Origin of the sequence: Rhizobium fabae (assembly GCF_003985135.1) — a bacterium.
Taxonomy (GTDB): Bacteria; Pseudomonadota; Alphaproteobacteria; order Rhizobiales; family Rhizobiaceae; genus Rhizobium; species Rhizobium pisi.
On record NZ_ML133649.1, the window covers coordinates 242,523 to 264,203 of the forward strand.

At 60.8% G+C, this 21,681-nt stretch carries 23 protein-coding genes, 1 tRNA gene and 1 pseudogene; 11 read left to right on the forward strand and 14 right to left on the reverse strand.

Annotated elements, in window-relative coordinates; translation table 11 throughout:
• Positions 1-150: 150 nt before the first annotated feature.
• The 6 genes and pseudogenes from EFB14_RS12415 to EFB14_RS12440 all read right to left on the reverse strand — a co-directional run bounded on the left by EFB14_RS12415 (position 151) and on the right by EFB14_RS12440 (position 4,403).
• Positions 151-1,032 (reverse strand): aldo/keto reductase, encoded by an 882-nt coding sequence (locus EFB14_RS12415; RefSeq protein WP_125842119.1) that lies wholly within the window; start codon positions 1,030-1,032, stop codon positions 151-153.
• Between the two features lie 310 nt (positions 1,033-1,342).
• A complete protein-coding gene (locus EFB14_RS12420; protein WP_125842117.1) occupies positions 1,343-1,978 on the reverse strand; it encodes a TetR family transcriptional regulator in 636 nt (211 codons plus the stop codon).
• A 19-nt stretch (positions 1,979-1,997) separates the two neighbouring features.
• Complete coding sequence (locus tag EFB14_RS12425) at positions 1,998-2,669, reverse strand: class I SAM-dependent methyltransferase (RefSeq protein WP_126825643.1); 672 nt, start codon at positions 2,667-2,669, stop codon at positions 1,998-2,000.
• A 381-nt stretch (positions 2,670-3,050) separates the two neighbouring features.
• Positions 3,051-3,355, reverse strand: a pseudogene (locus EFB14_RS33405) (hypothetical protein).
• A 154-nt stretch (positions 3,356-3,509) separates the two neighbouring features.
• Positions 3,510-3,881 carry a cell surface protein gene (locus EFB14_RS12435; RefSeq protein ID WP_126825646.1) on the reverse strand — a complete coding sequence of 124 codons (372 nt, stop codon included), beginning with the start codon at positions 3,879-3,881 and terminating at the stop codon, positions 3,510-3,512.
• A 201-nt stretch (positions 3,882-4,082) separates the two neighbouring features.
• The gene (locus EFB14_RS12440; protein ID WP_125842109.1) at positions 4,083-4,403 is read right to left on the reverse strand and encodes a hypothetical protein; all 321 of its coding nucleotides are present in this window, start codon (positions 4,401-4,403) and stop codon (positions 4,083-4,085) included.
• Between the two features lie 222 nt (positions 4,404-4,625).
• On the opposite strand from EFB14_RS12440, the gene EFB14_RS12445 reads away from it, so the two are divergent.
• Entirely contained in the window at positions 4,626-5,165 is a 540-nt protein-coding gene (locus EFB14_RS12445) for a hypothetical protein (protein ID WP_126825650.1), read from the forward strand.
• A 192-nt stretch (positions 5,166-5,357) separates the two neighbouring features.
• On the opposite strand, the gene EFB14_RS12450 is transcribed toward EFB14_RS12445, so the two are convergent.
• The 3 genes from EFB14_RS12450 to EFB14_RS12460 form a co-directional block, all read right to left on the reverse strand.
• Positions 5,358-5,434 (reverse strand) — tRNA-Arg (locus tag EFB14_RS12450).
• 124 nt (positions 5,435-5,558) lie between these two features.
• Entirely contained in the window at positions 5,559-7,079 is a 1,521-nt protein-coding gene (locus EFB14_RS12455) for an ATP-binding protein (RefSeq protein ID WP_125842105.1), read from the reverse strand.
• 158 nt (positions 7,080-7,237) lie between these two features.
• Positions 7,238-9,232: a methyl-accepting chemotaxis protein gene (locus EFB14_RS12460; RefSeq protein ID WP_125842103.1), complete on the reverse strand. Its 1,995-nt coding sequence runs from the start codon at positions 9,230-9,232 to the stop codon at positions 7,238-7,240.
• Between the two features lie 432 nt (positions 9,233-9,664).
• On the opposite strand from EFB14_RS12460, the gene rpmH reads away from it, so the two are divergent.
• The 7 genes from rpmH (at position 9,665) to EFB14_RS12495 (ending at position 15,084) form a co-directional block, all read left to right on the forward strand.
• The gene (gene rpmH, locus EFB14_RS12465; protein WP_008524438.1) at positions 9,665-9,799 is read left to right on the forward strand and encodes a 50S ribosomal protein L34; all 135 of its coding nucleotides are present in this window, start codon (positions 9,665-9,667) and stop codon (positions 9,797-9,799) included.
• 21 nt (positions 9,800-9,820) lie between these two features.
• Positions 9,821-10,222, forward strand: coding sequence for a ribonuclease P protein component (gene rnpA, locus EFB14_RS12470; protein ID WP_125842101.1), 402 nt, complete (start codon positions 9,821-9,823; stop codon positions 10,220-10,222).
• Positions 10,222-12,015: a membrane protein insertase YidC gene (gene yidC / locus EFB14_RS12475; RefSeq protein ID WP_125842099.1), complete on the forward strand. Its 1,794-nt coding sequence runs from the start codon at positions 10,222-10,224 to the stop codon at positions 12,013-12,015. The genes rnpA and yidC overlap by 1 nt, the downstream gene beginning before the upstream one ends.
• A 158-nt stretch (positions 12,016-12,173) precedes the next feature.
• Positions 12,174-12,827, forward strand: coding sequence for a ribosome biogenesis GTP-binding protein YihA/YsxC (gene yihA / locus EFB14_RS12480; protein ID WP_125842097.1), 654 nt, complete (start codon positions 12,174-12,176; stop codon positions 12,825-12,827).
• A gap of 315 nt (positions 12,828-13,142) precedes the next feature.
• The gene (locus EFB14_RS12485) at positions 13,143-13,352 is read left to right on the forward strand and encodes a cold-shock protein (RefSeq protein ID WP_164737522.1); all 210 of its coding nucleotides are present in this window, start codon (positions 13,143-13,145) and stop codon (positions 13,350-13,352) included.
• A gap of 237 nt (positions 13,353-13,589) precedes the next feature.
• Positions 13,590-13,865 (forward strand): hypothetical protein, encoded by a 276-nt coding sequence (locus EFB14_RS12490; RefSeq protein ID WP_125842093.1) that lies wholly within the window; start codon positions 13,590-13,592, stop codon positions 13,863-13,865.
• Positions 13,866-14,007: 142 nt separating this feature from the next.
• Positions 14,008-15,084: a sensor histidine kinase gene (locus EFB14_RS12495; RefSeq protein WP_126825653.1), complete on the forward strand. Its 1,077-nt coding sequence runs from the start codon at positions 14,008-14,010 to the stop codon at positions 15,082-15,084.
• Positions 15,085-15,202: 118 nt separating this feature from the next.
• On the opposite strand, the gene EFB14_RS12500 is transcribed toward EFB14_RS12495, so the two are convergent.
• The 3 genes from EFB14_RS12500 to EFB14_RS12510 form a co-directional block, all read right to left on the reverse strand.
• Positions 15,203-15,760, reverse strand: a complete 558-nt coding sequence (locus EFB14_RS12500) for a fasciclin domain-containing protein (RefSeq protein WP_125842089.1) — start codon at positions 15,758-15,760, stop codon at positions 15,203-15,205.
• Between the two features lie 128 nt (positions 15,761-15,888).
• The gene (locus EFB14_RS12505; RefSeq protein WP_126825656.1) at positions 15,889-16,608 is read right to left on the reverse strand and encodes an anti-sigma factor; all 720 of its coding nucleotides are present in this window, start codon (positions 16,606-16,608) and stop codon (positions 15,889-15,891) included.
• A complete protein-coding gene (locus tag EFB14_RS12510) occupies positions 16,605-17,144 on the reverse strand; it encodes a sigma-70 family RNA polymerase sigma factor (protein WP_126825658.1) in 540 nt (179 codons plus the stop codon). The genes EFB14_RS12505 and EFB14_RS12510 overlap by 4 nt, the downstream gene beginning before the upstream one ends.
• Before the next feature lie 145 nt (positions 17,145-17,289).
• Here EFB14_RS12510 and argB point away from each other — a divergent pair, with 145 nt between their 5' ends.
• Positions 17,290-18,177 (forward strand): acetylglutamate kinase, encoded by an 888-nt coding sequence (argB, locus tag EFB14_RS12515; protein WP_125842083.1) that lies wholly within the window; start codon positions 17,290-17,292, stop codon positions 18,175-18,177.
• A gap of 70 nt (positions 18,178-18,247) precedes the next feature.
• Here the strand turns inward: argB and EFB14_RS12520 are convergent, their stop codons facing one another.
• Together EFB14_RS12520 and EFB14_RS12525 are read right to left on the reverse strand one after the other, a co-directional pair.
• Positions 18,248-19,018 (reverse strand): isocitrate lyase/PEP mutase family protein, encoded by a 771-nt coding sequence (locus EFB14_RS12520; protein WP_126825661.1) that lies wholly within the window; start codon positions 19,016-19,018, stop codon positions 18,248-18,250.
• Complete coding sequence (locus EFB14_RS12525) at positions 19,015-20,088, reverse strand: bifunctional transcriptional activator/DNA repair enzyme AdaA (protein ID WP_126825664.1); 1,074 nt, start codon at positions 20,086-20,088, stop codon at positions 19,015-19,017. Before EFB14_RS12525 ends, EFB14_RS12520 begins: the two co-directional genes overlap by 4 nt.
• Before the next feature lie 102 nt (positions 20,089-20,190).
• On the opposite strand from EFB14_RS12525, the gene EFB14_RS12530 reads away from it, so the two are divergent.
• Positions 20,191-20,898 (forward strand): pyrimidine 5'-nucleotidase, encoded by a 708-nt coding sequence (locus EFB14_RS12530; RefSeq protein WP_126825667.1) that lies wholly within the window; start codon positions 20,191-20,193, stop codon positions 20,896-20,898.
• Between the two features lie 104 nt (positions 20,899-21,002).
• Positions 21,003-21,629, forward strand: a complete 627-nt coding sequence (locus EFB14_RS12535) for an EF-hand domain-containing protein (RefSeq protein ID WP_125842075.1) — start codon at positions 21,003-21,005, stop codon at positions 21,627-21,629.
• The last annotated feature ends 52 nt before the right edge of the window (positions 21,630-21,681 follow it).

Here is a 21,681-nt window from a genome sequence, read left to right on the forward strand (position 1 = left end):
ATTGTGCGGAAAAATGTAGCCGCGGGAATGTCTGCGCCCCCCTCATCAGGCTGCCGCCACCCTTGCCGGGGTCAAGCCACTGGTCTCGACCCCGGTAGGTCAGCGTAAGGGGCGGCCACTAGCGCAAACCGAACTGCGTTCGGGCTTCCATCAAGCAGCCTTGAAGAGCTTCCGGCCCTCGGCATCGAGAGCCGAGAATTCTCCGTCTGACAGCGTGATATCAACCGCCGCAACATTTTCCTCGAGATGCTTGACCTTTGAGGTGCCGGGGATCGGCAGCATCACCGGGCTACGCTTCAGCACCCAGGCAAGCGCGATCTGGCTCGGCGCGGCACCATGCTTCCTGGCGATCGTATCGAGCAACGAGCCCGGCTTGGCGAGATCGCCGGCGGCGAGCGGATACCACGGGATGAAGCCGATATTGTGCTTGGCGCAATAATCGAGCACGTCCTCGCTGGTGCGATCGACGAGGTTGTAGCGGTTCTGGACGGTCGCGACCTTAAAATGCTTCGAGGCGGTCTCGATGTCGGCAACGGACACTTCGCTCAGGCCCGCATGGCGGATGAGGCCGGCATCGAGCAGCGATTTGATCGCGTCGAATTGCTCCTTGGCCGGTACCTTCGGATCGATGCGGTGAAGCTGCCAGAGATCGATCTGCTCGACGCCGAGATTGCGCAGGCTCTTATGCGCCTGCTGTATCAGATATTCGGGCCGGCCGACCGGCAGCCAGATATCAGGACCGTGACGGGTCAGGCCGCCCTTCGTGGCGATGACGGACTTGCCGCCATAGGGATGCAGCGCTACCCTAATTAGCCATTCGGAGACATCGGGACCGTAAGAATCGGCCGTATCGATGAAGTTGACGCCGAGTTCCGGCAGGCGCTTCAGCGTGCGGATGGATTCGTCGTGATCGGCAGGCTCGCCCCAGATGCCCTTACCGGTGACGCGCATGGCGCCGAAACCGAGACGGTTGATCTCGAGATCGCCGCCGATCTTGAAGGTGCCTGACTTGGCTGCGTTGTAACTGGACATGGTCTTTTCCTCTCTCGGTCAATGAAATCGTTCAAAATCGGCGAAACTGCCGGAAGCGGGACATGCCTCCGCGCGCGAACTTTCCGCCCTGACCGGCGGCGGCGCCCGGCTGGTGATGCCCCGCCCATCGAGTTGATATCGAGAAATGTGGCTATGACGCTTGGAATATAGGAAGGCGTCGACCGGATAACAGTGACGGCACTGAAAATTGCCATCGGCCTGACGCCACCGTTACGGGAGAGCCGGATAGCGCCTACGCCTTCAGCCGGCGGCGTTGCATAGGATCATGTCAATACCCAGCTGATATGCGTCAGGACCGGCTCTTCGCCTCGTCGCCGAATTCCGCCAGCATCTTCCAGAGCTCGGCGAAAGTCTCGCGAGCGAAATCCTGCAGCGAAGCGCCTGGCGGGCGTTGCTGCCAGAGTTCTCCGCCGACCCGCGTCGCGCCGATGATGATCGCGGCGAGCATGCGCATGCGGGACTGCTCTTCCGGATCGTTCCCCTTGCGCAGAAGCAGCGCCTCGGTGAGTTTCTGCTCGAGCTTGGCATATTTCAGCTGATCGCGGGCCTTGAGCGCCGGGGTGCGATGAATGAGCTCATGCAGCGCCAAGCCGCTTTCATCTATCGAATCGATTACCGCTGCCGTGATCGCCGCCTCCACCGCCGTGACGGAGGATTCTTCGGCGGGCCTCGCTGCGACTGCCGCCATCAGGCGATCGGCAAAAGAATCCTGCCAGGCGAAAACGACCTCTTCCTTGGACGGGAAATAATCGAAGAAACTGCGCTTGGAGACATCGGCCGCCTCGGTGATGTCCTCAATCGTCGTGGCGTCAAAGCCATGCTCGAGGAAGAGAGCCATGGCGGCCTGCTCGATGCGCTCACGCGTCTGGCGGCGCTTGCGTTCCCGCCGGCCTTCCGTCGTCTTCGTCCGCTTATTCTCAGCCATTCCTGCCCGGCAATATTAGTCAGCCGCCCGTTTCGTTGGAGAAGGCGGTGATATCATCGGCCTCGGCTTCGTTCTCGCGATATCTGACGCGGTCGCGCGAAAGTTCCAGCGGCTCGCTGCGTGAAATCCTGTAAACGGTGGCCGGCGGCAGGTTGCGTACCGTGCCGCCGATGCGCACCGCCGTCAGGCCGAGACGATCGAGGATCGGCCGAGGCACCGGGCAACGCGGGCCGTAGGTAAACTGATAGACGGCCCCGCCCGGCCGCATATAGGCAAAGGCGCCGGCAATGATCGAGGCGATCTTGTCTGGCGACATGGACAGCAGCGGCAGGCCGCTAACGACAGCGCCCACCGGTTCGCCCTCGAAAATACCGGCCTCGGCGAGATGAGCCGCATCCATCTGCAGGACGCGCGCGTCCGGAAAGCGTGCCTGCAGCGCGCCGATGAATTCCGGGCCGTATTCGATCAGCGTCAGATCGGCCTCACTGACCCCGCGCGCTAGCAGGGCACGGGTGAAGACGCCCGTTCCCGGGCCGAGTTCGATGATCGGCCCGTCCAACGCTGCAATTTCACTCGTCATGATCCTGGCAAGCGAATCGCCCGACGGCGCGATGGCGGCGACCCGAAGGGGATTGCTGATCCAGGAGCGGAAAAAATGCAGGAAATCGGAGCGTGCAGTCTTTGCGATCATGATTGTCCCACCTGTTTGAAATTCGATTGATTATGAATGCGACCATCGCGGCGAGCATGGCAATTCCAAGGCGGAAGCGTCAATCGCTCTTTATATTTGCTTCCTGTGATCGCCCCTCATCAGCATTCAGTGCATTTTTATATCTATTGTATTTTTGCATCTCGTGCAATTGTTCGTTCGAGCTGACCGTGAACCGGCGGATCTCCATAGAGGCAAAGGCTCGCCGAAACTCGCGAGGATCGTTCCCGCCCGGCTGGACGAGCCGGCCTGGTGCCAGTTGTGGGATGTTCGAAAGAGCCGCGCCTGGCCGCCGAACTTTCGGCAGAAGCGGAACGAAAAAGGCGACCCGAAGGCCGCCTTTCGCGAAACGCCGCGGCGTCCTCAGTAGTTGCAGCTGGAGCTGCTCGTCGGATTGAAGCTGAGCTTGCAATCCATATTCAGCGGCTTCGTCGGCCTCATCATATAAGGCATGGTCGAACCCGTGGTGTCCGCGCTGCGCTGGCCGATCGAACCGGTCGTGCGTCTGTCGTGCTGCAGCTTGGCTCCGTCCTGAGTGATCGGGCGCTCGGCTGCGGGCTGTTCGACAGCGCTTGACTGAAGGGGAGCCGCCCTGGCCGAGAAAGCCGAGAGGCCGAGGATCGCGCCGAAGGCAGCGCCACGAGGCCGTTCTTGAAGGTGGTGGTCATTGTCGTCTCCTTGGGAGGATTCAGGGAAGTTGCGCCAAGGAGCTAGGAAGCGGATCTGTCACATTCTACGGCGCCACAAGGGAGGTCACAGATATGTGAGCGGCGCCCCGACCATGAAAGAGGCGGCTGGTGGCCGCCTCTTTCATTTGCCGGCTCAATAGCCGTTATCACACGGCATACTTCCGGAGCCGATCGATCCTGAAAACGTAGGGTTGCACATTGTCGCCGGCGCCGGCCTGTTCACCGGCTGACGGACGATGGAGCCTGTGGTGCCGGCCTCGACGCCGAACGCGGCAAGCGGATACCAGTAGCCATCGGAATGGCGGCGGGTACCGGGGCGCTCAGTGCGGAAGCCCTGGTACCCATGCCGGGTGCCGGCATGTGCTTCATTCTGCACCATTTTCACGTCCGAAACGGCGGGTACGTGAATCGATTGAACGGGCGCGGCTCGCGCGGGAACCATCGCCGTGAGAGGGAGGAGAGCGCCGAGCGCAACGGTGAAAGAGGCAAGACGTGGCATTTTCATGATAAACCCTCCTTACTGGATTTATCTCGGGAAAATGCCTTCTCCGCATGCGGAGTTCCGTCTCGCGACGCAACTTCTAAAACTCGTGATTGCAGGCGATCCGGCGTGACCGAATCGCCTAAAAACGTGAACAGTCGCGATTTTGAGACGTGGCCGAAGGGAGCTCAGGCAGCGCTGTGGCGAAACGTGAATTCTCTGTTCTCAATTCGCGTATAATGGCCGGTAACCCTGGCCGGAGATGCAGGCCACATATTGCCTGTGGGCGGCCGCACGCGCGGTCGTTTCCGCGTCCAGCGCGTCGGCCTGTGCATATCCCGTCAGCTGCGCGCGCAGCTGATACTGCTTCCTCGCCTCGTCATACATGGCGTTGCCGTCGGTCACGCAAAGGCTGTTCGCAACCTCAGGCGGATTGACCGGAACGCCGATCGCCAGGAGCACGGGCTCGTTCGCATGGTCGATGCAGCCGGCGAGAGCCGCCACTATGGCCGCGACACCCAAAGCCCGAAAAATTCCCACCACCACATTCCTCCGGCCGACACGCCTCTGAGATCATCGGACCCGCAATACATCAGGAAGGTTGCGCGAAGCTAGGCTGGCGGCGAAGCCATATTGCCGCGCCAAGCGATTTCTGAACGGCATGCCTTTCGAAACAACAATGGGTTGCATGGCGGCAGGAAGCGTCTAAAGTTTCCACCACTGATCCTGATCGAACAGGAGCAGAGCTTCATCATCAAGGATATTGTGATGAGCAAGGACGAAGGCCAGGCACCGAAGAAATCGTTTCTGGAGCGCATGACGGGGACGACCGCCCAGATCACGGCGCTGCTGATTGCCGTGACCGCATTGCTCACCCAAATTCCAAGTCTCACCAAGACGGGCCGCGACGCCGTCTGCGCCGTGCTTTCCTGTTCCGAGGAATACGCGCAGCAATCGTCGAACAACGCCCCCGGCGAAACGCAGCCATCGGGGGATCCCAGCAGCAAGCTACAGGCGCTGGAAGCGGCGGGGATCGGCCGCGGCGCTATTCAGGCGGACTGGCTGAACAACGAGTATAGTCCCTACCCGTTCATCGGTGACGCGCTCTTGAAGCTGGTGGACGGCAAGCGCCTCGTCCGACCTGTCCCGATAGACACCGTCGTCGGTACCTACGAATACCAGACCGCGTCGCCGCGCAGCGCCGCCGAAGTCGATCTCGAACATCTGAAGGCGTCCGTGGTCGCTACCTACAACGAGACCTATGGCGAAACGCAAAGCGATTTTCAGGCGCTGCTTCGCGCGCGTTAGGAAAAGCCGCGCTGCTCGCCTACGGCCGGATAATGTCATTGTTCGGGAAGGCATGATCTGCAGGAGGCATCCTGCACCTATTGCAATGTCGATAGCGGCATCGCCGTGACCATACAGGCAGACGCGCGCAATATCCAACGGCGCTGGGCTTCCGTGGATAGCCGAGCAATCAGATCAAGTAATTGAAGGAAATGGCGCACCCGAAGAGATTCGAACTCCTGACCCCCAGATTCGTAGTCTGGTGCTCTATCCAGCTGAGCTACGGGTGCGCTTGCAGAAGCGGCCGTGCCGCTTGCGTGGGCGGTTCTCTAAAGGGTCCTTTCGGACAATGCAAGAGCATTTCTGAAAAAATCGCGTGTTTGTCTGCGAGTAGCCGCACAGTTGGAAATCATGTCACTTTTCCAAGTGCGTGCGGCTGCGGTAATCCTCCAGCGAAACCGGGCGATCGGGGATCTCGATGCGAAACTGCGTGCCGACCGTCGGTTTTTCCACCAGCGCAATCGTGCCGCTATGCGCGAGCACCAGCTCGCGGGCGATCGTCAGGCCGAGGCCGGTCCCGCCGGAGCGGGCGGAACCGCGGAAAGCGGCAAAGAGGTTCTGGCGCGCCTTGAGCGGCATGCCGGGGCCGGTGTCATCCACGGTGATGCTGACGACGCTGCCGACGCGCTGGGCCGACACGGTGATGCGCCTGACAGAACCCGGGCCGCCCTCGCCCGGCGACATCAGCGCCTGCAGCGCATTGCGGCAGAGATTGTGGATGACGCGGAAAAGCTGCTCGCTATCGGCATCGACTTCGAGATCGGCGCCGATCTGCTCGACGAATTCGATACCGCTCTGCGGCTCGATCGCCAGAATATCTTTGACCTCCTGCGTCAGTTCCAACAGGGGGATGCGGCGGCGGCGCGGCGCCGATTCGCTCGCCTTGCCGTAGGACAGCACCTCGGTGGTGTAGCCGACGGCGCGATCGATGGTGCGCAGGAGCTTCGGGGCGAAACTCTTGACCATGGGATCGTCGACATCGACCAGCCGGTCCGACATCAGCTGCGCGGAAGCGAGAATATTGCGCATGTCGTGATTGATCTTGGAGACGGCAAGCCCGAGTGCCGCAAGGTTCTTCTGCTGCTTTAGCGTCTTCTGCAGCTCCATCTGCATCGAGGTGAGGTTGCGCCCGGCGACCGCCAGCTCATCGCGGCCGCCGTCTCCGATATAGATATGAGCCGGGTTCTCCGGGTCGGAGGAAAATTGCTGCATGCTGCCGGTCAGCCGGCGGATCGGGCCGATAAGGATGCGGTTGATCGCGAAAAAGATCAGCGTCGCCGTGAACAGCGAGATCAGCACCGACAGGAGGAGGACGTTGCGGGAATAGAAGAACATCGCCGTGCGCAGCGGCCTGTCCTTCATCACCACCTCGACGCCGGTGTTCGTGTCGCCGACAGGCCCATAGACGCGGATCATCCTGTTGCCGCCGAAGACCAGGGTGTCGAGCGCATCTTCGATCGCCGTCAGCGGCGGCACGTCGGTCAGGTCGTAGGATTCGTCGACCGAGGTCGGCATGTCAGTCGTCGCAAGCAGCCGCGAGGTGCCCTCTTTGCGCAGCACGATCGCCTTGGTGCCCGTCGCTTCCAGCGTTTCCTTCTGCAGGGCGCGCGGCAGCTCGATCGGCTGCAGCCCGTCGATGACGATGGCGGCGGCGGCGGCCGTGTTCAGCCTCTCCTGCAGCCAGCGCAGGCGCATGCTGGCGACCGAAGGGAAGAAGATCAGGATTTCGGCGAGCATGATAAAGAAGACGGTGAGCCAGAGCAGCTTGCCGGATAGTCCGCCGAACAATCCGGCGGACGGGCACCCTCCCCTTGCGGCCTCGCCGGCCGCCGGGATTTCCGCCGAAGGATTGTCGCCCTGGTCTCGCACCGGCATTCTGCTCTCGCCCGATCGGCGACGCGCGGCCGCCCTCACCATTAGAGCTCTATATTAGACCAATACGCTCCGCTTTCAAATCTTTGCGATCAACGTCACGTCGTCACAAAGAAAACGCCGCCCGGAGGCGGCGTTCGAAGGTGTGTGGTGGGCGAAGATCAGAACTCTTCCCAGCTCTGTTCGGCTGCAGCCGCATTGCCGCCGAAGGCGCGGGCGACCTTGCCCATCGCCCGGCGGGCGGGCGAAGTGACGGGCCTGTGCGCCTCGTTTCGAACAAGCGCCACGGGTGCCGGCGCATTCGACAGCTTGAAGCGGGCGATGAGGTGCACCAGACCGTCGGCTTCGGCAGACAGCTTGTGCGTGGCGGCAGAGGTTTCCTCCACCATGGCAGCGTTCTGCTGCGTCACCTGGTCCATCTGGTTGACGGCGGTATTGACCTCCTTGAGGCCAGTCGCCTGTTCGCGGGCTGCCGTCGCAATCGAATGGATATGGTCGTTGATGGCGATGACGCGGGTGCCGATTTCAGACAGAGCCTCGCCGGTCGCCTGAACGAGCTTGACGCCGACCTGCACCTCGTCACCGGATTTGGTGATTAGCGCCTTGATGTCCTTGGCGGCCGTCGCCGAACGCTGCGCCAGTTCGCGCACTTCCTGCGCCACTACCGCGAAGCCCTTGCCGGCTTCGCCGGCGCGTGCGGCCTCGACGCCTGCATTCAGCGCCAGGAGGTTGGTCTGGAAGGCGATCTCGTCGATGACGTTGATGATCTGGCTGATTTCGCGCGAGGCCTGCTCGATGCGGCCCATGGCCTCGACGGCATTGCCCACGACAACGCCGGAGCGGCCGGCATTCTCCTTGGCTTCGGACACCATGATGGTTGCCTCATGCGCCCGCTCTGTGGAATTCTGGACAACGGCGGTGATCTCGTCGAGCGCCGCCGAAGTCTGCTCAAGGGCGGCCGCCTGCTGCTCGGTGCGCTTCGAAAGGTCGTCGCTCGCATTGCGCAGCTCGGCCGTGTTGCCGTTCATCGCTTCCGTCGTCTCGCGCACCTCGCGCATCGTCGCCTGCAGCGTTGCGAAAGTATTGTTGACGTTCTGCTGCAGTTCGGCGAAGGCGCCCTGGAAGTTGCCGTTCATCGTCTGGGTGAGATCGCCCTCGGCAAGGCTTGCGACGACGCGGCGGGTCTCGCCGATGCCAGCGTCGACGCTCGACAGCAGCGTGTTGATGTTGCCGGCGAACTGGTTGAGGCTTTCGTCCTGGTAATCCTTGTTGATGCGATGGCTGAAATCACCCGCCGCAGCCGCGGCCACGACGACCGACATGCTCGACTGCAGGTCGTCGCTCTTGGCGCGCATCGCCGTTTCTTGGGCGTTCAGGCGCTTGACGGCAAGGCCGTTCGCCTTGAAGACCGCAACCGCCGCGGCCATTTCGCCGATTTCGTCCTGACGGCCGGCAAAGGGAACCTCGGCTTCGAAATTGCCGTCCGCGACCTGCTTGATCGCCTGGGTGACGCGCTTGATCGGGCGGCTCAGATGGCTGGTGCCGATATAGAAGCCCATGCCGATGCCGGCTGAGATGCCGATGCCGGTGATGCTGAGGACGAGCATCAGCACCCATGTGCGGAAACTCTCGATCTCGGCATTGACCGTCTCAAGTGCAGCCTTGTCGGTGGCGACGACCGCGTCGATTTCCGCCTGGAACGCCTTGCGGTTGGCGCGGTTGGCCTCATTGTTGCCCTGCTGGCTGGCGGCCTCGGGGCCGACTTCCGTGCCGAGGCGGGCCGTTTCCGCGCGGAAGGTGCGGAATTCCGCGGCGCGAGCAACAAGCTTGGCAAAATCGTCCTTCTCGCTATCGGGAACAAGCGGCGCCCAGCCCGAGATGACCTTGTCGATCTCGTCGAGGCCGGCCAACAGGCCCTTGGCGAAGTTCGGCGTATCCTTGATCGTCTTGGCGGCATAAATGCCGCGCGATTCCATGACCACGGCCGTGACGAAACGATTGAGGCGCTCGCCCGCATAGGCGCGTTCGGCGGCCTCCTCATAAGCCGTCAGGTTGCGACTGTATTCGTGCATGGCAGACAATGCCGTTGCGCCGATCAAAAGCGCCACCGCCCCCATGACGCAAACCAGCAGATTAATTTTGCCGCGGATCTTCAATGCAATGCCTCCTAGCTGCACCCGTGCCTGGAAAGCAAATTCCCAGCCGATGAAGTTAGATATCGGCTAAATTTCTTAAAGTTACATTTCTAATGTTTACGATTATCGCTACCGAAAATTAGCCATGCCGGTCCCGCTCGGCGGCCTCCAGCTCCTTGAAAAAGCAGGCCGGCCGCCGAAAAATCACCGGCCGTGACGGTGGCTTGCAACCTCTCGGAGTGCATCGAAATTCTTAACACCAAAGTGCGAAAAATTACACTGATGCGACACCTTCTTGAAATTCTCCGGTATAATTGACTTTTACAGGCTTCATCCGTATAAGCCGCCGCACGTCCGGTCACTCAAGCCTTTTATGGCCTCGCCCGTTCGAAAAACAACGCTCCTTGCACTATGCAAATTCAAGAAGGGCCGCACTCCGCGGTGTTTAAATAAATGAAGCGTACCTACCAACCATCCAAGCTTGTTCGCAAGCGTCGCCACGGCTTCCGTGCGCGCATGTCTACGAAGGGTGGCCGCAAGGTCATCGCTGCCCGCCGCGCGCAGGGCCGCAAGCGTCTCTCGGCCTAAGGCCGGGTTGCCCGATAAGAGATGGCGGGCGAATTGACGACCACAAAAGAAAAACACGCTGTCGGGCGGCTGAAAAGCCGCCCGCAGTTTCTTGCGGTTCGCGAAGGCGAAAAACGCCGGGGCGGCCTCTTCCTTCTCGAAGTCCTCGACCGGAAGGAACCCGACAGCCAAGCCCGTGTCGGTTTTACAGTCACCAAAAAACATGGCAACGCGGTCGAACGGAACCGCATGCGCCGCCGCCTGAAAGAGGCGGTGCGGCTTCATGCGGGGTTTGCAATGCAGCCCGGACACGACTATGTGGTTGTCGCGCGCAGGGACGTGCTTGAGGCGTCCTTCAAAGAATTGGCTGCGGAACTGAAATTTCGCGTGGAAACCAAGCCGAAACACCGGCGCTCCGGAGACGGGCGCCCCAGGAACGTATGATGGAAAACAACCGCAATTATTTCATTGCGATCGCTCTCTCGGTGCTGATCGTCCTCGGCTGGCAGTTTCTCTATATGAATCCGCGCATCGAGGCTCAGCGCAAGGCTCAGGAAGCCCAGAAGGCGCAGCAGCAGACCGAACAGGTTCAGCAGCCCGCCGCAGGCGGCCAGGCACCGGCCCAGACGAGCGGCGCGGCACCTTCCGGTCAGGCAGAAGCGACGGCGACGCGCGAGCAGGCGCTTGAGAAGAGCCCGCGCGTTGTCATCGACACTTCCGCGCTTTCCGGCTCGATCAATCTCGCCGGCGCCCGCCTCGACGACCTGAAGCTCAAGGGCTATCACGAGACCGTCGACGACTCGAGCCCGATCATCACGCTGTTCAGCCCGGCCGAAACCAAGGACGGCTATTTCACCGAACTCGGCTATATCGGCGGCGACACGACGGGCGCCGTTCCCGGTCCCTCGACGCTCTGGACCGCGCCCGAAGGCGCCAAGCTCACCGAAAAGACGCCGGTGACGCTCTCCTACACCAACGACAAGGGCCTGACGTTTACCCGCACCATCTCCGTCGACGAACGCTATATGTTCACCGTCGTCGACAAGATCGAAAATACCGGCCAGGCTCCCGCCTCGCTCTCCTCCTACGGCCGCGTGACGCGTTACAACAAGCCGACGACGCCGTCTGCCTACGTCCTGCATGAGGGCTTCATCGGCGTCATCGGCGACGATGGCCTCGTCGAAACCAAATATACCGCCGCCGAGAAGGAGCCCGTAACGCCGGCGAAATCCACCGGCGGCTGGCTCGGCATCACCGACAAATACTGGGCTGCGACGATCGTTCCGCCGCAGAGCGCCGCCTATGAGGCCCGCTTCTCGCATTTCAGCGACGGCCAGCCCCGCTATCAGGCCGACTATAAGGACGATGCCTTCACGGTTGCGCCGGGCCAATCGATCGAGCTCAAGAACCTCGTCTTCGCCGGCGCCAAGGAAGTGCCCGTCATCGACGGCTACGAGACATCCTACTCGATCCCGAAGTTCGACCGCCTGATCGACTGGGGCTGGTTCTATTTCATCACCAAGCCGATGTTCAAGCTGATGGACTTCTTCTTCCGCTTCTTCGGCAATTTCGGCGTGGCGATCCTGTGCACCACCATCGTCGTCAAGGCATTGTTCTTCCCGCTTGCCAGCAAGCAGTACGCTTCGATGGCGAACATGAAGCGCATGCAGCCGAAGATGGAAGAGCTGAAGGCGAAATTCGGCGACGACCGGATGGGGTTGCAACAGGCGACGATGCAGCTCTACAAGGAGGAAAAGATCAATCCGATCGCCGGCTGCTGGCCGGTAGCGCTGCAGATCCCGATCTTCTTCTCGCTCTACAAAGTGATCTACATCACCATCGAGATGCGGCACGCGCCCTTCTTCGGCTGGATCAAGGACCTTTCGGCGCCCGACCCGACATCGATCGTCAATCTGTTCGGCCTTTTGCCCTTCGAGGCGCCGACAATGCTGCATCTCGGCGTCTGGCCGCTGATCATGGGCGTCACCATGTTCGTGCAGATGCGCATGAACCCGACACCGCCCGATCCGACGCAGGCGATGATCTTCAACTGGATGCCGCTCGTATTCATGTTCATGCTGGCAAGCTTCCCGGCCGGCCTGGTCATCTACTGGGCCTGGAACAACACGCTCTCGGTGCTGCAGCAGTCGGTGATCATGAAGCGCCACGGCGTCAAGATCGAGCTCTTCAACAATCTGAAGGGCCTGTTCCGACGAAAAACGGCGCCATCGAAATGACGGCGCAGTCGTCAAGCCCCGCTTCGGCGGGGTTTTTCGTTTCCAACTGGCGGGTGAGGGAAAGAAGACATCGCCTTAGGGTCGCCTGCAAGCTTGACATCTCCTTGCAAAACCACGAAGCCCGATAGAAGACCAAACCCGGAGATTACCGAGGCCGCATGCCCGAAACCGAAAAGCCGCTCTTCGGCCACCCCTGGATCTTCATCCGCGGCGTACCGTCGCTCAACTTCCTGCCACCGGAAGGGCCGCTGGAAATCGCCTTTGCCGGGCGCTCGAATGTCGGCAAGTCGTCGCTGATCAACGCGCTGGTCGGCCAGAAGGGTCTGGCGCGCACGTCGAACACGCCGGGGCGCACACAGGAACTCAACTATTTCGTCCCGGACGGTTATTCCGGCGAAGGCAATGACCTGCCGCCGATGGCGATCGTCGACATGCCGGGCTATGGCTATGCGCAGGCGCCGAAGGAGCAGGTCGACAAATGGACCAAACTCGTCTTCGATTATCTGCGCGGCCGTGCGACGCTCAAGCGCGTCTATGTTCTGATAGACAGCCGTCACGGCATCAAGAAGAACGACGAGGACGTGCTGACGCTGCTCGACAAGGCCGCCGTCTCCTACCAGCTGGTCCTGACCAAGACCGACAAGATCAAGGCACCCGCTGTGCCGAAGCTGCTTTCCGAAACGGCAGAAAGGATCCGCAAGCGCCCGGCCGCCTATCCCGCCGTGCTGTCCACCTCGTCCGAAAAGGGCGACGGGCTGGACGACCTGCGCCAGGCGATCGCCGAAACCGTCGGCATCGCCAACTGGAAATAGAGGCCTCCTAATGCCTCGCTCGTTTCCTAAGCTCCCTTCCGCATGTCACGGCTCGATGGTTTTTCCGGAAGCGGCCTCCTCTTTAGTGCAAAGATTGCCGTAGCACCTAGAGGTTGAATAGTGCGTCACCAGAAAACTATTGGTTGACGACGCACATTTGCTGAGCTACATAGCGGCCATCGAATTTTGCTTGCTGGCTTGGTTATCGCGCGATTAGCACCGCGCCCTGAACGAACTTCCTTTCAAAAATCGCTATCACCATCCGCATCGCCGTGGCGCTGCGGTTCTTCAAATATTGCTATGAAAGGGTTCATCATGACCACCGGCACAGTTAAATGGTTCAACTCCACCAAAGGCTTCGGCTTCATTCAACCTGACAATGGCGACGCTGACGCCTTCGTTCACATCTCCGCCGTCGAGCGCGCCGGAATGCGCGATCTCGTCGAAGGCCAGAAGATCGGCTTCGAACTCGAGCGTGACAGCAAGTCGGGCAAGATGTCCGCTTGCAATCTCCAGAACGCTTAAATCGATATCTGCTTTCCTTTGACCACGGATGTACTGGCACTGCCGGAAGCACGTTATCAATTCAAGGCCAGGCGATTTGCCTGGCCTTTTTGTTTTCCAACCACAAGGCAAGCCAGCGTGGTTGATTCGCCGTCGCCGGGAGATCGCGTCCGGCACATGGACTTCACCGCATCGCCATCTCCGGAACATCGCGAAATCAGGTGATGTCACGGTTCAATTGCACCCAAGGAAGCATCAATGACAAAGGATACGAAGGAACTTCAGGCGATCAACACGGCTTGGCAGATCGCTATTCAGGAGATCTTACGCATGGTTATCCGGGACATGTATCACGGCGGCGGCGAGGAATCGTTCAAGACGCATATCAAGCGTATCGAAGAGGCGGCCGTGGACAGCATTTACACGGATTTGCGGCTGCGCGGGACAGATGAATGGACTGAAGTCCTGGTCAAAGAAAAAGCCAGTAATTTCGTCACCATGCTGCTAACGTCCTTTACATATGACCGAGCCTAGATCACGGCCCGGAATAATCGTCGCACAACAGAACTGTCTGCATGAATGACCGGCGTTGATTGCGCTTGCCTCCCCGCAGCTTTTAAAGCAACCCTTCACTCTCATGCTGCGCAAGAGCAGCCGCGCCCGCGAGTAATATTTGATGACCGACAGCAAGGACCAGCCCCTTTCGCCCGAAGGCGTCGGCAATATGCCTCATCTTGCCGAAGCCCTCGATGACGACCGGTTTCGACATTTTCTCGATCATGTTCCATTCGCGGTGGCTGTCTCCGAACTCGGCGGCAACGAGGCACTGATTTACGTCAACCTCGAATTCGAGCGGCTGACGGCGCTGGCGGCAACGCAGGTCCAGGGAAAACGCTGGTCGGAAATCGAATTAAATTCAACCGCAGTCTCAGGAGAAGCGACACTCACCGCCGCTGTGACCTCTGCGGAGGAGTATGTTGGTGCCTTCTCGCTGGCAGCCGAAGCTGAGAGCACGGCGATTATCGATGTCTGGTCGAATACCATCATCGACGACGACGACACTCCGCTTTTCCGATTGGTGGCCTTTGCGGCTCGCAATGAGGCGGCAGCTGATCAGAGCTTCAACGAGTTGCTGACGGAGAAAGATGTCCTTCTGCGCGAACTTCAGCACCGCGTGAAGAACAATCTTCAGATGATCACGGCGCTCATCCGGATGGAGGCGCGCAATGCTCAACAGAGTGAGGAAAGCGAAAGATTTGCCCGCCTTGCTGGGCGGATTGAAGCCTTGGCTCTCCTCTATCGCTCGCTATCAGACGAAGAAAAGGGCGGGACAATCGATCTTGGCACCTATGTAAGCCAGATCGCCGCCTCGGTGATGGCGGCCCACGCAGTGGAAGGTATCCGGCTGGACATGAAGGTCGATACCTGGCCAGTCTCGGTCAACGTGGCCATGCCGGCCGGCCTTGTCATCAACGAACTCCTCACCAATACGCTCAAACACGCCTTCGTCGGGCGTGATGGCGGGGAGGTCACGCTCCGCTGTGTCGTCAGCGATACCGGGTGCAGGATCACCGTCGCCGATAACGGGATCGGTCTTCCCCAAGATGTGAATTGGCCGCACCCGGGAAAGCTGAGCGCGATGATCGTACAGTCCCTGAAACAAAACGCCCGCGCCGAAGTGGAAGTGACCTCGTCGCCGGATACCGGCATGAGTGTCTCACTCGTCTTCCCGAGAGCCGAAGCGGCCCAATAGCCTCAGCGGCGGTTATCGCGCCCTCTTCTGGAAGCTTTAGATTGCACGACAGCACACATCATTCTCGCTCGCATTAGGGGGCGCCCCCGAAGAGCGCCCCATGTGATCGCACGCCGGCTTACATCTTCGGCAGCAGCACCGTGTCGACGACGTGGATGACGCCGTTGGATTGCTTGACGTCGGCGATCGTCACATGGGCGACATCGCCGTTTTCATCGGTCAGCGTGATCTTGCCCATGCTTTCCCTGGCTTTCAGCACGCAGCCGCCGACAGTCTTGATGTCGTGTTCACCGCCGTCATCCTTGATCATCTTGGCAACGGTCTTGGCCATCGCGTCGGCCGCAACGACGTGGCAGGTCAGGACCTTGGTCAGCTTTGCCTTGTTTTCGGGCTTCAGCAGCGCTTCGACGGTGCCTTCCGGCAGAGCGGCAAAGGCTTCGTTGGTCGGCGCGAAGACGGTGAAGGGGCCTTTGCCCTCGAGCGTGCCGACGAGGCCGGCGGCCTTGACGGCTGCGACCAGCGTCGTGTGATCCTTGGAATTCATGGCGTTTTCGACGATGTTCTTCTTTTCGAACATCGCTGCGCCACCGACCGTGGGGTTCTTCGCGTGAGCGACGAAGGCGACGACTGACATGGCGGTGGCGAGCGCGGCAACGCGCAGTGCAGACTTGATCATGATTTTCTCCTCTGGCCGGGTATCGACCGCCGGCTTTATGCCTCAAGCGTCGTCCGGACATTTCGAACTACGGAGGGCCGTGCCGAAGAGTTTCAGGAAGGAGAAAACGATTTATGGCCGGTGCCGATTTATGGCCGGCGCAGGGGGCCGCTTGCGATGATAGGGCCTGTCGCCTGCCCGGTCGGCGAGCCGCCGAAAGGTTCGAGGCTGACGGCAAGCGTGGCGCCGTCGCCGACATGACTGCGCAAATCGGCGGGAATGAGAAGTTCACCGCCTTCGCCCGGCTTGAAGATGCCGAGCGATTTCGGCACGCCGCTGCCAGGCACTAGCCAGAGCTCCAGCGACTTCTCCTCCGGCTTGCCGGCGGCAACCGGCACGATCTTCAACCGGCCGCTCTGCACCTCGTATGAGGCGCGCAGATTGATGACGTTGTTTTCGCCCGAAAGCTCGGCCACCAACGGTGTCGGTCCATGCGGCTGCGGCACCATGCCGGAGGCGAAGATGACGGCGCTGACGGCGACGACGATGCAGGCAAAGGCCAGCGAGCGCCAGAAGACGGCGGAATTCCAGAGCCCTTGCGAAAAGGACGGGCTCCTTTCGCCATCGCCGAAAAGCCGCGCCTCGATCTGCTTGAAGGTTTCCCGATTCGGCGCGACGCCTTCATACTCGTCGTTGAAGGAGGAAAGGTTGGCTTCCCAGCGGCTGACGATCGCAGCGAATGTCCGATCGTGGCGCATGCGCTCTTCCACCACCCGGCGATCCTGCTGCGACAGAACCCCAAGCACGTATTCGCCGGCGAGAACCTCGTCGCGGGAGCGGTTTCCCTTGCTTTTGTCGGGCGATGTCATCGTTCCATGCACTCTCTCAGTTTCAAGAGGCTGCGCCTGAGCCAGGTCCGCATCGTGTTCAGCGGGACACCAAACTGATCGGCCAGTTCCTGATAGCTCAGCCCTTCGACATAAGCCCGTTTCACCGCGACCGCACGATCAGCTTCCAACTCTTCCATGCAGGTGTCAATCCGCCTTCCTTCATCCTTTGTGACCGTCTGCTTTTCCGGGTCGGGTGCGGAATCGGCAAGATCATAGGCACTGTCCAGTTCGTCGGCGATGGGCTTGCGCGCCCGCAGCATATCGATCGCACGGTTGCGTGCGATCGCCGCGAGCCAGACCGACGGCGCACCCGATGCTGCAGAGAAGCTCCCGGCGCGCTGCCAGATGCTGATATAGACCTCCTGCAGGGCTTCCTCGGCTTCCGCGCGATCCTTCAAGATACGCAGGCAGATCGACAAAAGTTTCGGTCCTGTCTGGTTGTAAAGGGCAACGAAAGCCCTGCGGTCGCCGAGCGCGACGCGGCCGATCAGGTCTGCGATCCCATCGCCTTGCATGCCGTTCCTCATATTGTGCCTGCGTTTGCGCCGGACAGAGAAATCCGCCGGCTCCGCGTCACATACGAAAAACTATTACCTGCTGGATTATTCCCTCTGTCAGAAACTTGGGATAAAAGGCCGCGATCAATTCTGCGGGGTCCCCATGAACGAGTCCGAAAGCGAAATGCAGGCACGGCTTCTGGCCAAGGCGCTGCCTTTCATGCAACGCTACGAGAACAAGACGATTGTCGTGAAATATGGCGGCCACGCCATGGGCAATCCCGAGCTCGGCAAGGCCTTTGCCAGCGACATCGCGCTCCTGAAGCAATCGGGTGTCAACCCGATCGTCGTTCACGGCGGCGGTCCGCAGATCGGCGCCATGCTGAACAAGATGGGCATCGAATCGAAATTCGAGGGCGGTCTTCGCGTCACCGACCAGAAGACGGTCGAGATCGTCGAGATGGTGCTCGCCGGCTCGATCAACAAGGAGATCGTGGCCCTCATCAACCAGACCGGCGAGTGGGCGATCGGCCTTTGCGGCAAGGACGGCAACATGGTCTTCGCCGAAAAGGCGCGCAAGACCGTGAAGGATCCGGATTCGAACATCGAGCGCGTGCTCGATCTCGGCTTCGTCGGCGAAGTGGTCGAGGTCGACCGCACGCTGCTCGATCTGCTCGCCCGCTCCGAGATGATCCCCGTCATTGCGCCGGTCGCTCCCGGTCGTGACGGCGCGACCTACAATATCAATGCCGATACCTTCGCCGGCGCCATTGCCGGTGCGCTCAACGCCACTCGCCTGCTTTTCCTGACCGATGTGCCCGGCGTTCTCGACAAGAACGGCCAGCTCATCAAGGAGCTTTCCGTTGCCGAAGCGCGTGCGCTGATCGCCGACGGCACGATATCAGGCGGCATGATCCCGAAGGTCGAGACCTGTATCGATGCGATCAAGGCCGGCGTGCAGGGCGTCGTCATCCTGAACGGCAAGACCGCCCATTCCGTCCTGCTCGAGATCTTCACCGAGCATGGCATCGGCACACTGATCGTTCCCTGATCGAAGGCTGCGCCCTTCACCGATATGAAGGGCGCATCTTTTTTCGCCGCCTGCAAGGCGGGGATCGGCATCAAAGCCGGCTATAGATCGCCGCCGCGTCCTGCTTCAGCTTTTCCATCATCGACCGGTAAGGTCCCGGACCATAGCTGATGCGGCCGACGCCGAGCTTCGCCAGCGCCGTCAGATCGGGGGCGCCAGTCCTCATCATGATGTTGACCGGCAGCGGCGATGCCGCGCAGATCTTCTCGATCAGGGCAGGCTCGATCAGGCCCGGCACGAAGAAGCCGCTGCCGCCGGCCGCCGCATAGGCCCTGCCTCGCTCGATCGCCTCGTCCACCAGACCGGCATGTTTCGAAAGATCGCTCTCAGCGAGGAAGAGGTCGGTGCGGGCATTGATGAAGAACGGGATATTTTTGCCCTCCGCCATCTCACGAATGGCGCGGATGCGGGCCGTCTGCTTCTCGACCGGATAGAGCCCATCGCCCTCCACCACCCGATCCTCGAAATTGATGCCGATCGCGCCGACATCAACCAGCTTGGCGACGTTGGCAGCCGCTCCAGCGGGTTCGGTCGAATAGGCGCCCTCGAAGTCGACCGAAAGCGGCAGGTCGATCACAGCGGTGATGGATCTCGCCGTCTCTACCAGCACCGACATCGGCAGTTTCTCGCCGTCAGGATAGCCGTGGGCGGCGGCAACCGACCAGCTGCCCGTCGCCAGCGCCTTGGTGCCCGCATCGGCGACGGCCTTCGCCGTGCCTGCGTCCCAGATATTGTAGAGAACAACAGGATCGCCCTTCCGGTGCAATGCGCCGAATGCCTTAGCCTTTTCGTTCTGGTTCATACTGTCTCCTCCATCTTTGCCCGTAGGCTGATCTTCTCTTCATGCCGTAGCAGCCATTGCTTGCGCCACAGCCCGCCGCCATATCCCGTCAGCGATCCGTCCGCGCCGAGGATGCGATGACAGGGTACGATGATGGCAAGCTGGTTGGCGCCATTGGCGCGGCCGACGGCGCGCACGACTTCGGGGCGCTCCATCTCCCTGGCAAGCTCGCCGTAGGCGCGCGTCTGGCCGATGGGGATTTCGATAAGCTTTGCCCAGACATGTTTTTCGAAGGGCGTGCGTCCAAGCGCCAGTGGCGTCTTGAAGGTTGTCAGCCGTCCATCGAAATAATCCCGGATTTCCGCCTCGATCTGGTCTATCCCCGGCGTGCGGCCGATCGCGACCGAGGAGCGGACGCGTTTCTGCAGAGCCTCGAGCTCGGTCGGCAGCGCCTTACGGTCGTGAAATTCGAGAAGATGCAAATGCGTCTTGTCGGCGACCGCGATCATCGGCCCGAGGGGCGTGTCGAACCCGCCGGCAAAGAGCAGTTCGCGGTTCTGCGAGAGCGCCGGCGCTTTGCCGACGAGCCGCTGGAAAGCCGTCCGGAAGCCACTCGGGGATTCATACCCCGCGTCAAGCTGCGCATCGATGACGCGCGCGCCATCGGCGAGCTGCCGAGCTGCCTCGCCCAGCCTGATATAGCGGACGAGATCATGGAAGGTCATGCCGAGCGCCCGTTTGAAGGCGCGGCGCACGGTCGATGGATCATGGCCTCTGCGCACAAGCTCATCCTCGGTCCAGCGAACCTCCGGCTCGCTGTCGAGCCGCGCCAGCAGCTCGTCGACGATCGGCTCCCTTCCCGGCTGCTCAAGCGGCCTGCAACGCTGGCACGGGCGAAAGCCGGAATGCATGCAGGCGGCGATCGTGTCGAAGAAGATGGTATTTTCCCGCTTCGGCTTGCGCGCCGGGCAGGTCAGACGGCAGAAGATACCCGTCGTTTTGACGCAGACATAGGCCTGGCCCTCATAATCGGCGCTGCGCGCGATCAGGGCGTCATAGAGCGTATCGTCATCAGGGCGTTCGAAAAGCATGTCGGCTTTCTAGCATCCTCGGCCCTGGCCGTCCGCCGAAAATCGGGCGTCTATTTTTTCTTCTCGATTTCCTTGGCGGAGAAGCCGTGCCATAAGACCGCCATGACAAAGATCGACCGCACGCCTGATAAAGCCGATTTCGCGCACGTTACAGACTGGGTCTTCGACCTCGACAACACGCTCTATCCGCATCATGTCAATCTCTTCGCGCAGATCGACAAGAACATGACCGCCTATGTCGCCGCACTCTTACAGATGGAGCGGGAAGAGGCGCGCAAGCTGCAGAAGCAATATTATCTCGACCATGGCACGACCCTGCAGGGCTTGATGATCCATCATGGCATCGACCCGAACGATTTCCTCGAAAAGGCCCATGCGATCGACTATTCGGCGCTGACGCCGCAGCCGGAACTCGGCGAGGCGATCAAGGCGCTGCCGGGGCGTAAGTTCATCTTCACCAACGGCAGCGTCAAACATGCCGAAATGACGGCCGGCGCGCTCGGCATTCTCGAGCATTTCGACGATATCTTCGACATTGTCGCCGCCGACTACGTGCCGAAACCCGCGCAGGCGACCTACGACAAATTCACCGCGCTGAAGCGCGTCGAAACCGGCAAGGCCGCCATGTTCGAGGATCTGCCGCGCAACCTGACGGTGCCGAAGGCGCTCGGCATGCAGACCGTGCTGCTGGTGCCGCGGAATCTGGAAGAGACGGTCGTCGAATGGTGGGAAAAGACCAGCGGCGAGGAGGATCATATCGATTTCGTCACCGACGACCTCGCTGCCTTCCTCGGCAAGATTACCGGCTGAAGCATTACGAAGTTTTCATTCAGCTTACCGATGTTTAACTGGGTCTTTCGGGCCTGCTGCCATAGCTTCTTTCGTGAGGGGACACCTTACGAAAGGCAAACACGATGTACCGCAACAAGCTGATACTGGCAGCGCTTTCCTCCACCCTCATCTTCGGCGCAGCCGCCGGGGCAGGTTTTGCCGCACCCGGTGACGGGCCGCGTCAGCACCCCGGCATGCACGGCGCGGGGCCTGCCGCCTTCCGCGAAATCACCTATGTCTGGATGCTCAAGCAGTTCGACACCAACAAGGATGGAAAGGTCTCCAAGGACGAGGCGACAGCCGGCGTCGACAAGCTTTTCGCCGCGATCGACACCAACAAGGACGGCTCACTGACCCCGGGCGAAATCCGCGAGTACCGGAAAACGCAACTGCAGGCGATGAGAGATCAGCGCAAGCAGGAGGCCGGCGACGACAAGGATGCAAACGCCGCAGTCGCGACGCCGGATAATGACGACCAGGGAGGGCCGCCGCGCGGCGGTCACGAGGGTCGTGACGGGCATCGCTGGATGCACCACGGCGGCAACATGATGCATGCCTCGATCATGATGCAGCGGATCGACACCGACGAGAACGGCCAGATTTCCAAGCAGGAAGCCGAAGCCGCCATGGACAAGCTGTTTGCGCGGATGGACCGCAACAAGGACGGCGTCATCTCGATCGACGATATGCCGGACCGGCCGTTCCTGTAAGGCCGGACATACCATTGACTCCGCTCTTTCCCTGCCGCCGCAGGGAAAGAGA

Bases quoted from the DNA above. Each gene is read 5' to 3' on its own strand.
- EFB14_RS12415 (WP_125842119.1), bottom strand. From the start codon at position 1,032: ATGTCCAGTTACAACGCAGCCAAGTCAGGCACCTTCAAGATCGGCGGC.
- EFB14_RS12420 (WP_125842117.1), bottom strand. From the start codon at position 1,978: ATGGCTGAGAATAAGCGGACGAAGACGACGGAAGGCCGGCGGGAACGC.
- EFB14_RS12425 (WP_126825643.1), bottom strand. From the start codon at position 2,669: ATGATCGCAAAGACTGCACGCTCCGATTTCCTGCATTTTTTCCGCTCC.
- EFB14_RS12435 (WP_126825646.1), bottom strand. From the start codon at position 3,881: ATGAAAATGCCACGTCTTGCCTCTTTCACCGTTGCGCTCGGCGCTCTC.
- EFB14_RS12445 (WP_126825650.1), top strand. From the start codon at position 4,626: ATGAGCAAGGACGAAGGCCAGGCACCGAAGAAATCGTTTCTGGAGCGC.
- EFB14_RS12455 (WP_125842105.1), bottom strand. From the start codon at position 7,079: ATGCCGGTGCGAGACCAGGGCGACAATCCTTCGGCGGAAATCCCGGCG.
- rpmH (WP_008524438.1), top strand. From the start codon at position 9,665: ATGAAGCGTACCTACCAACCATCCAAGCTTGTTCGCAAGCGTCGCCAC.
- rnpA (WP_125842101.1), top strand. From the start codon at position 9,821: ATGGCGGGCGAATTGACGACCACAAAAGAAAAACACGCTGTCGGGCGG.
- yidC (WP_125842099.1), top strand. From the start codon at position 10,222: ATGGAAAACAACCGCAATTATTTCATTGCGATCGCTCTCTCGGTGCTG.
- yihA (WP_125842097.1), top strand. From the start codon at position 12,174: ATGCCCGAAACCGAAAAGCCGCTCTTCGGCCACCCCTGGATCTTCATC.
- EFB14_RS12485 (WP_164737522.1), top strand. From the start codon at position 13,143: ATGACCACCGGCACAGTTAAATGGTTCAACTCCACCAAAGGCTTCGGC.
- EFB14_RS12490 (WP_125842093.1), top strand. From the start codon at position 13,590: ATGACAAAGGATACGAAGGAACTTCAGGCGATCAACACGGCTTGGCAG.
- EFB14_RS12495 (WP_126825653.1), top strand. From the start codon at position 14,008: ATGACCGACAGCAAGGACCAGCCCCTTTCGCCCGAAGGCGTCGGCAAT.
- EFB14_RS12500 (WP_125842089.1), bottom strand. From the start codon at position 15,760: ATGATCAAGTCTGCACTGCGCGTTGCCGCGCTCGCCACCGCCATGTCA.
- EFB14_RS12505 (WP_126825656.1), bottom strand. From the start codon at position 16,608: ATGACATCGCCCGACAAAAGCAAGGGAAACCGCTCCCGCGACGAGGTT.
- EFB14_RS12510 (WP_126825658.1), bottom strand. From the start codon at position 17,144: ATGCAAGGCGATGGGATCGCAGACCTGATCGGCCGCGTCGCGCTCGGC.
- argB (WP_125842083.1), top strand. From the start codon at position 17,290: ATGAACGAGTCCGAAAGCGAAATGCAGGCACGGCTTCTGGCCAAGGCG.
- EFB14_RS12520 (WP_126825661.1), bottom strand. From the start codon at position 19,018: ATGAACCAGAACGAAAAGGCTAAGGCATTCGGCGCATTGCACCGGAAG.
- EFB14_RS12525 (WP_126825664.1), bottom strand. From the start codon at position 20,088: ATGCTTTTCGAACGCCCTGATGACGATACGCTCTATGACGCCCTGATC.
- EFB14_RS12530 (WP_126825667.1), top strand. From the start codon at position 20,191: ATGACAAAGATCGACCGCACGCCTGATAAAGCCGATTTCGCGCACGTT.
- EFB14_RS12535 (WP_125842075.1), top strand. From the start codon at position 21,003: ATGTACCGCAACAAGCTGATACTGGCAGCGCTTTCCTCCACCCTCATC.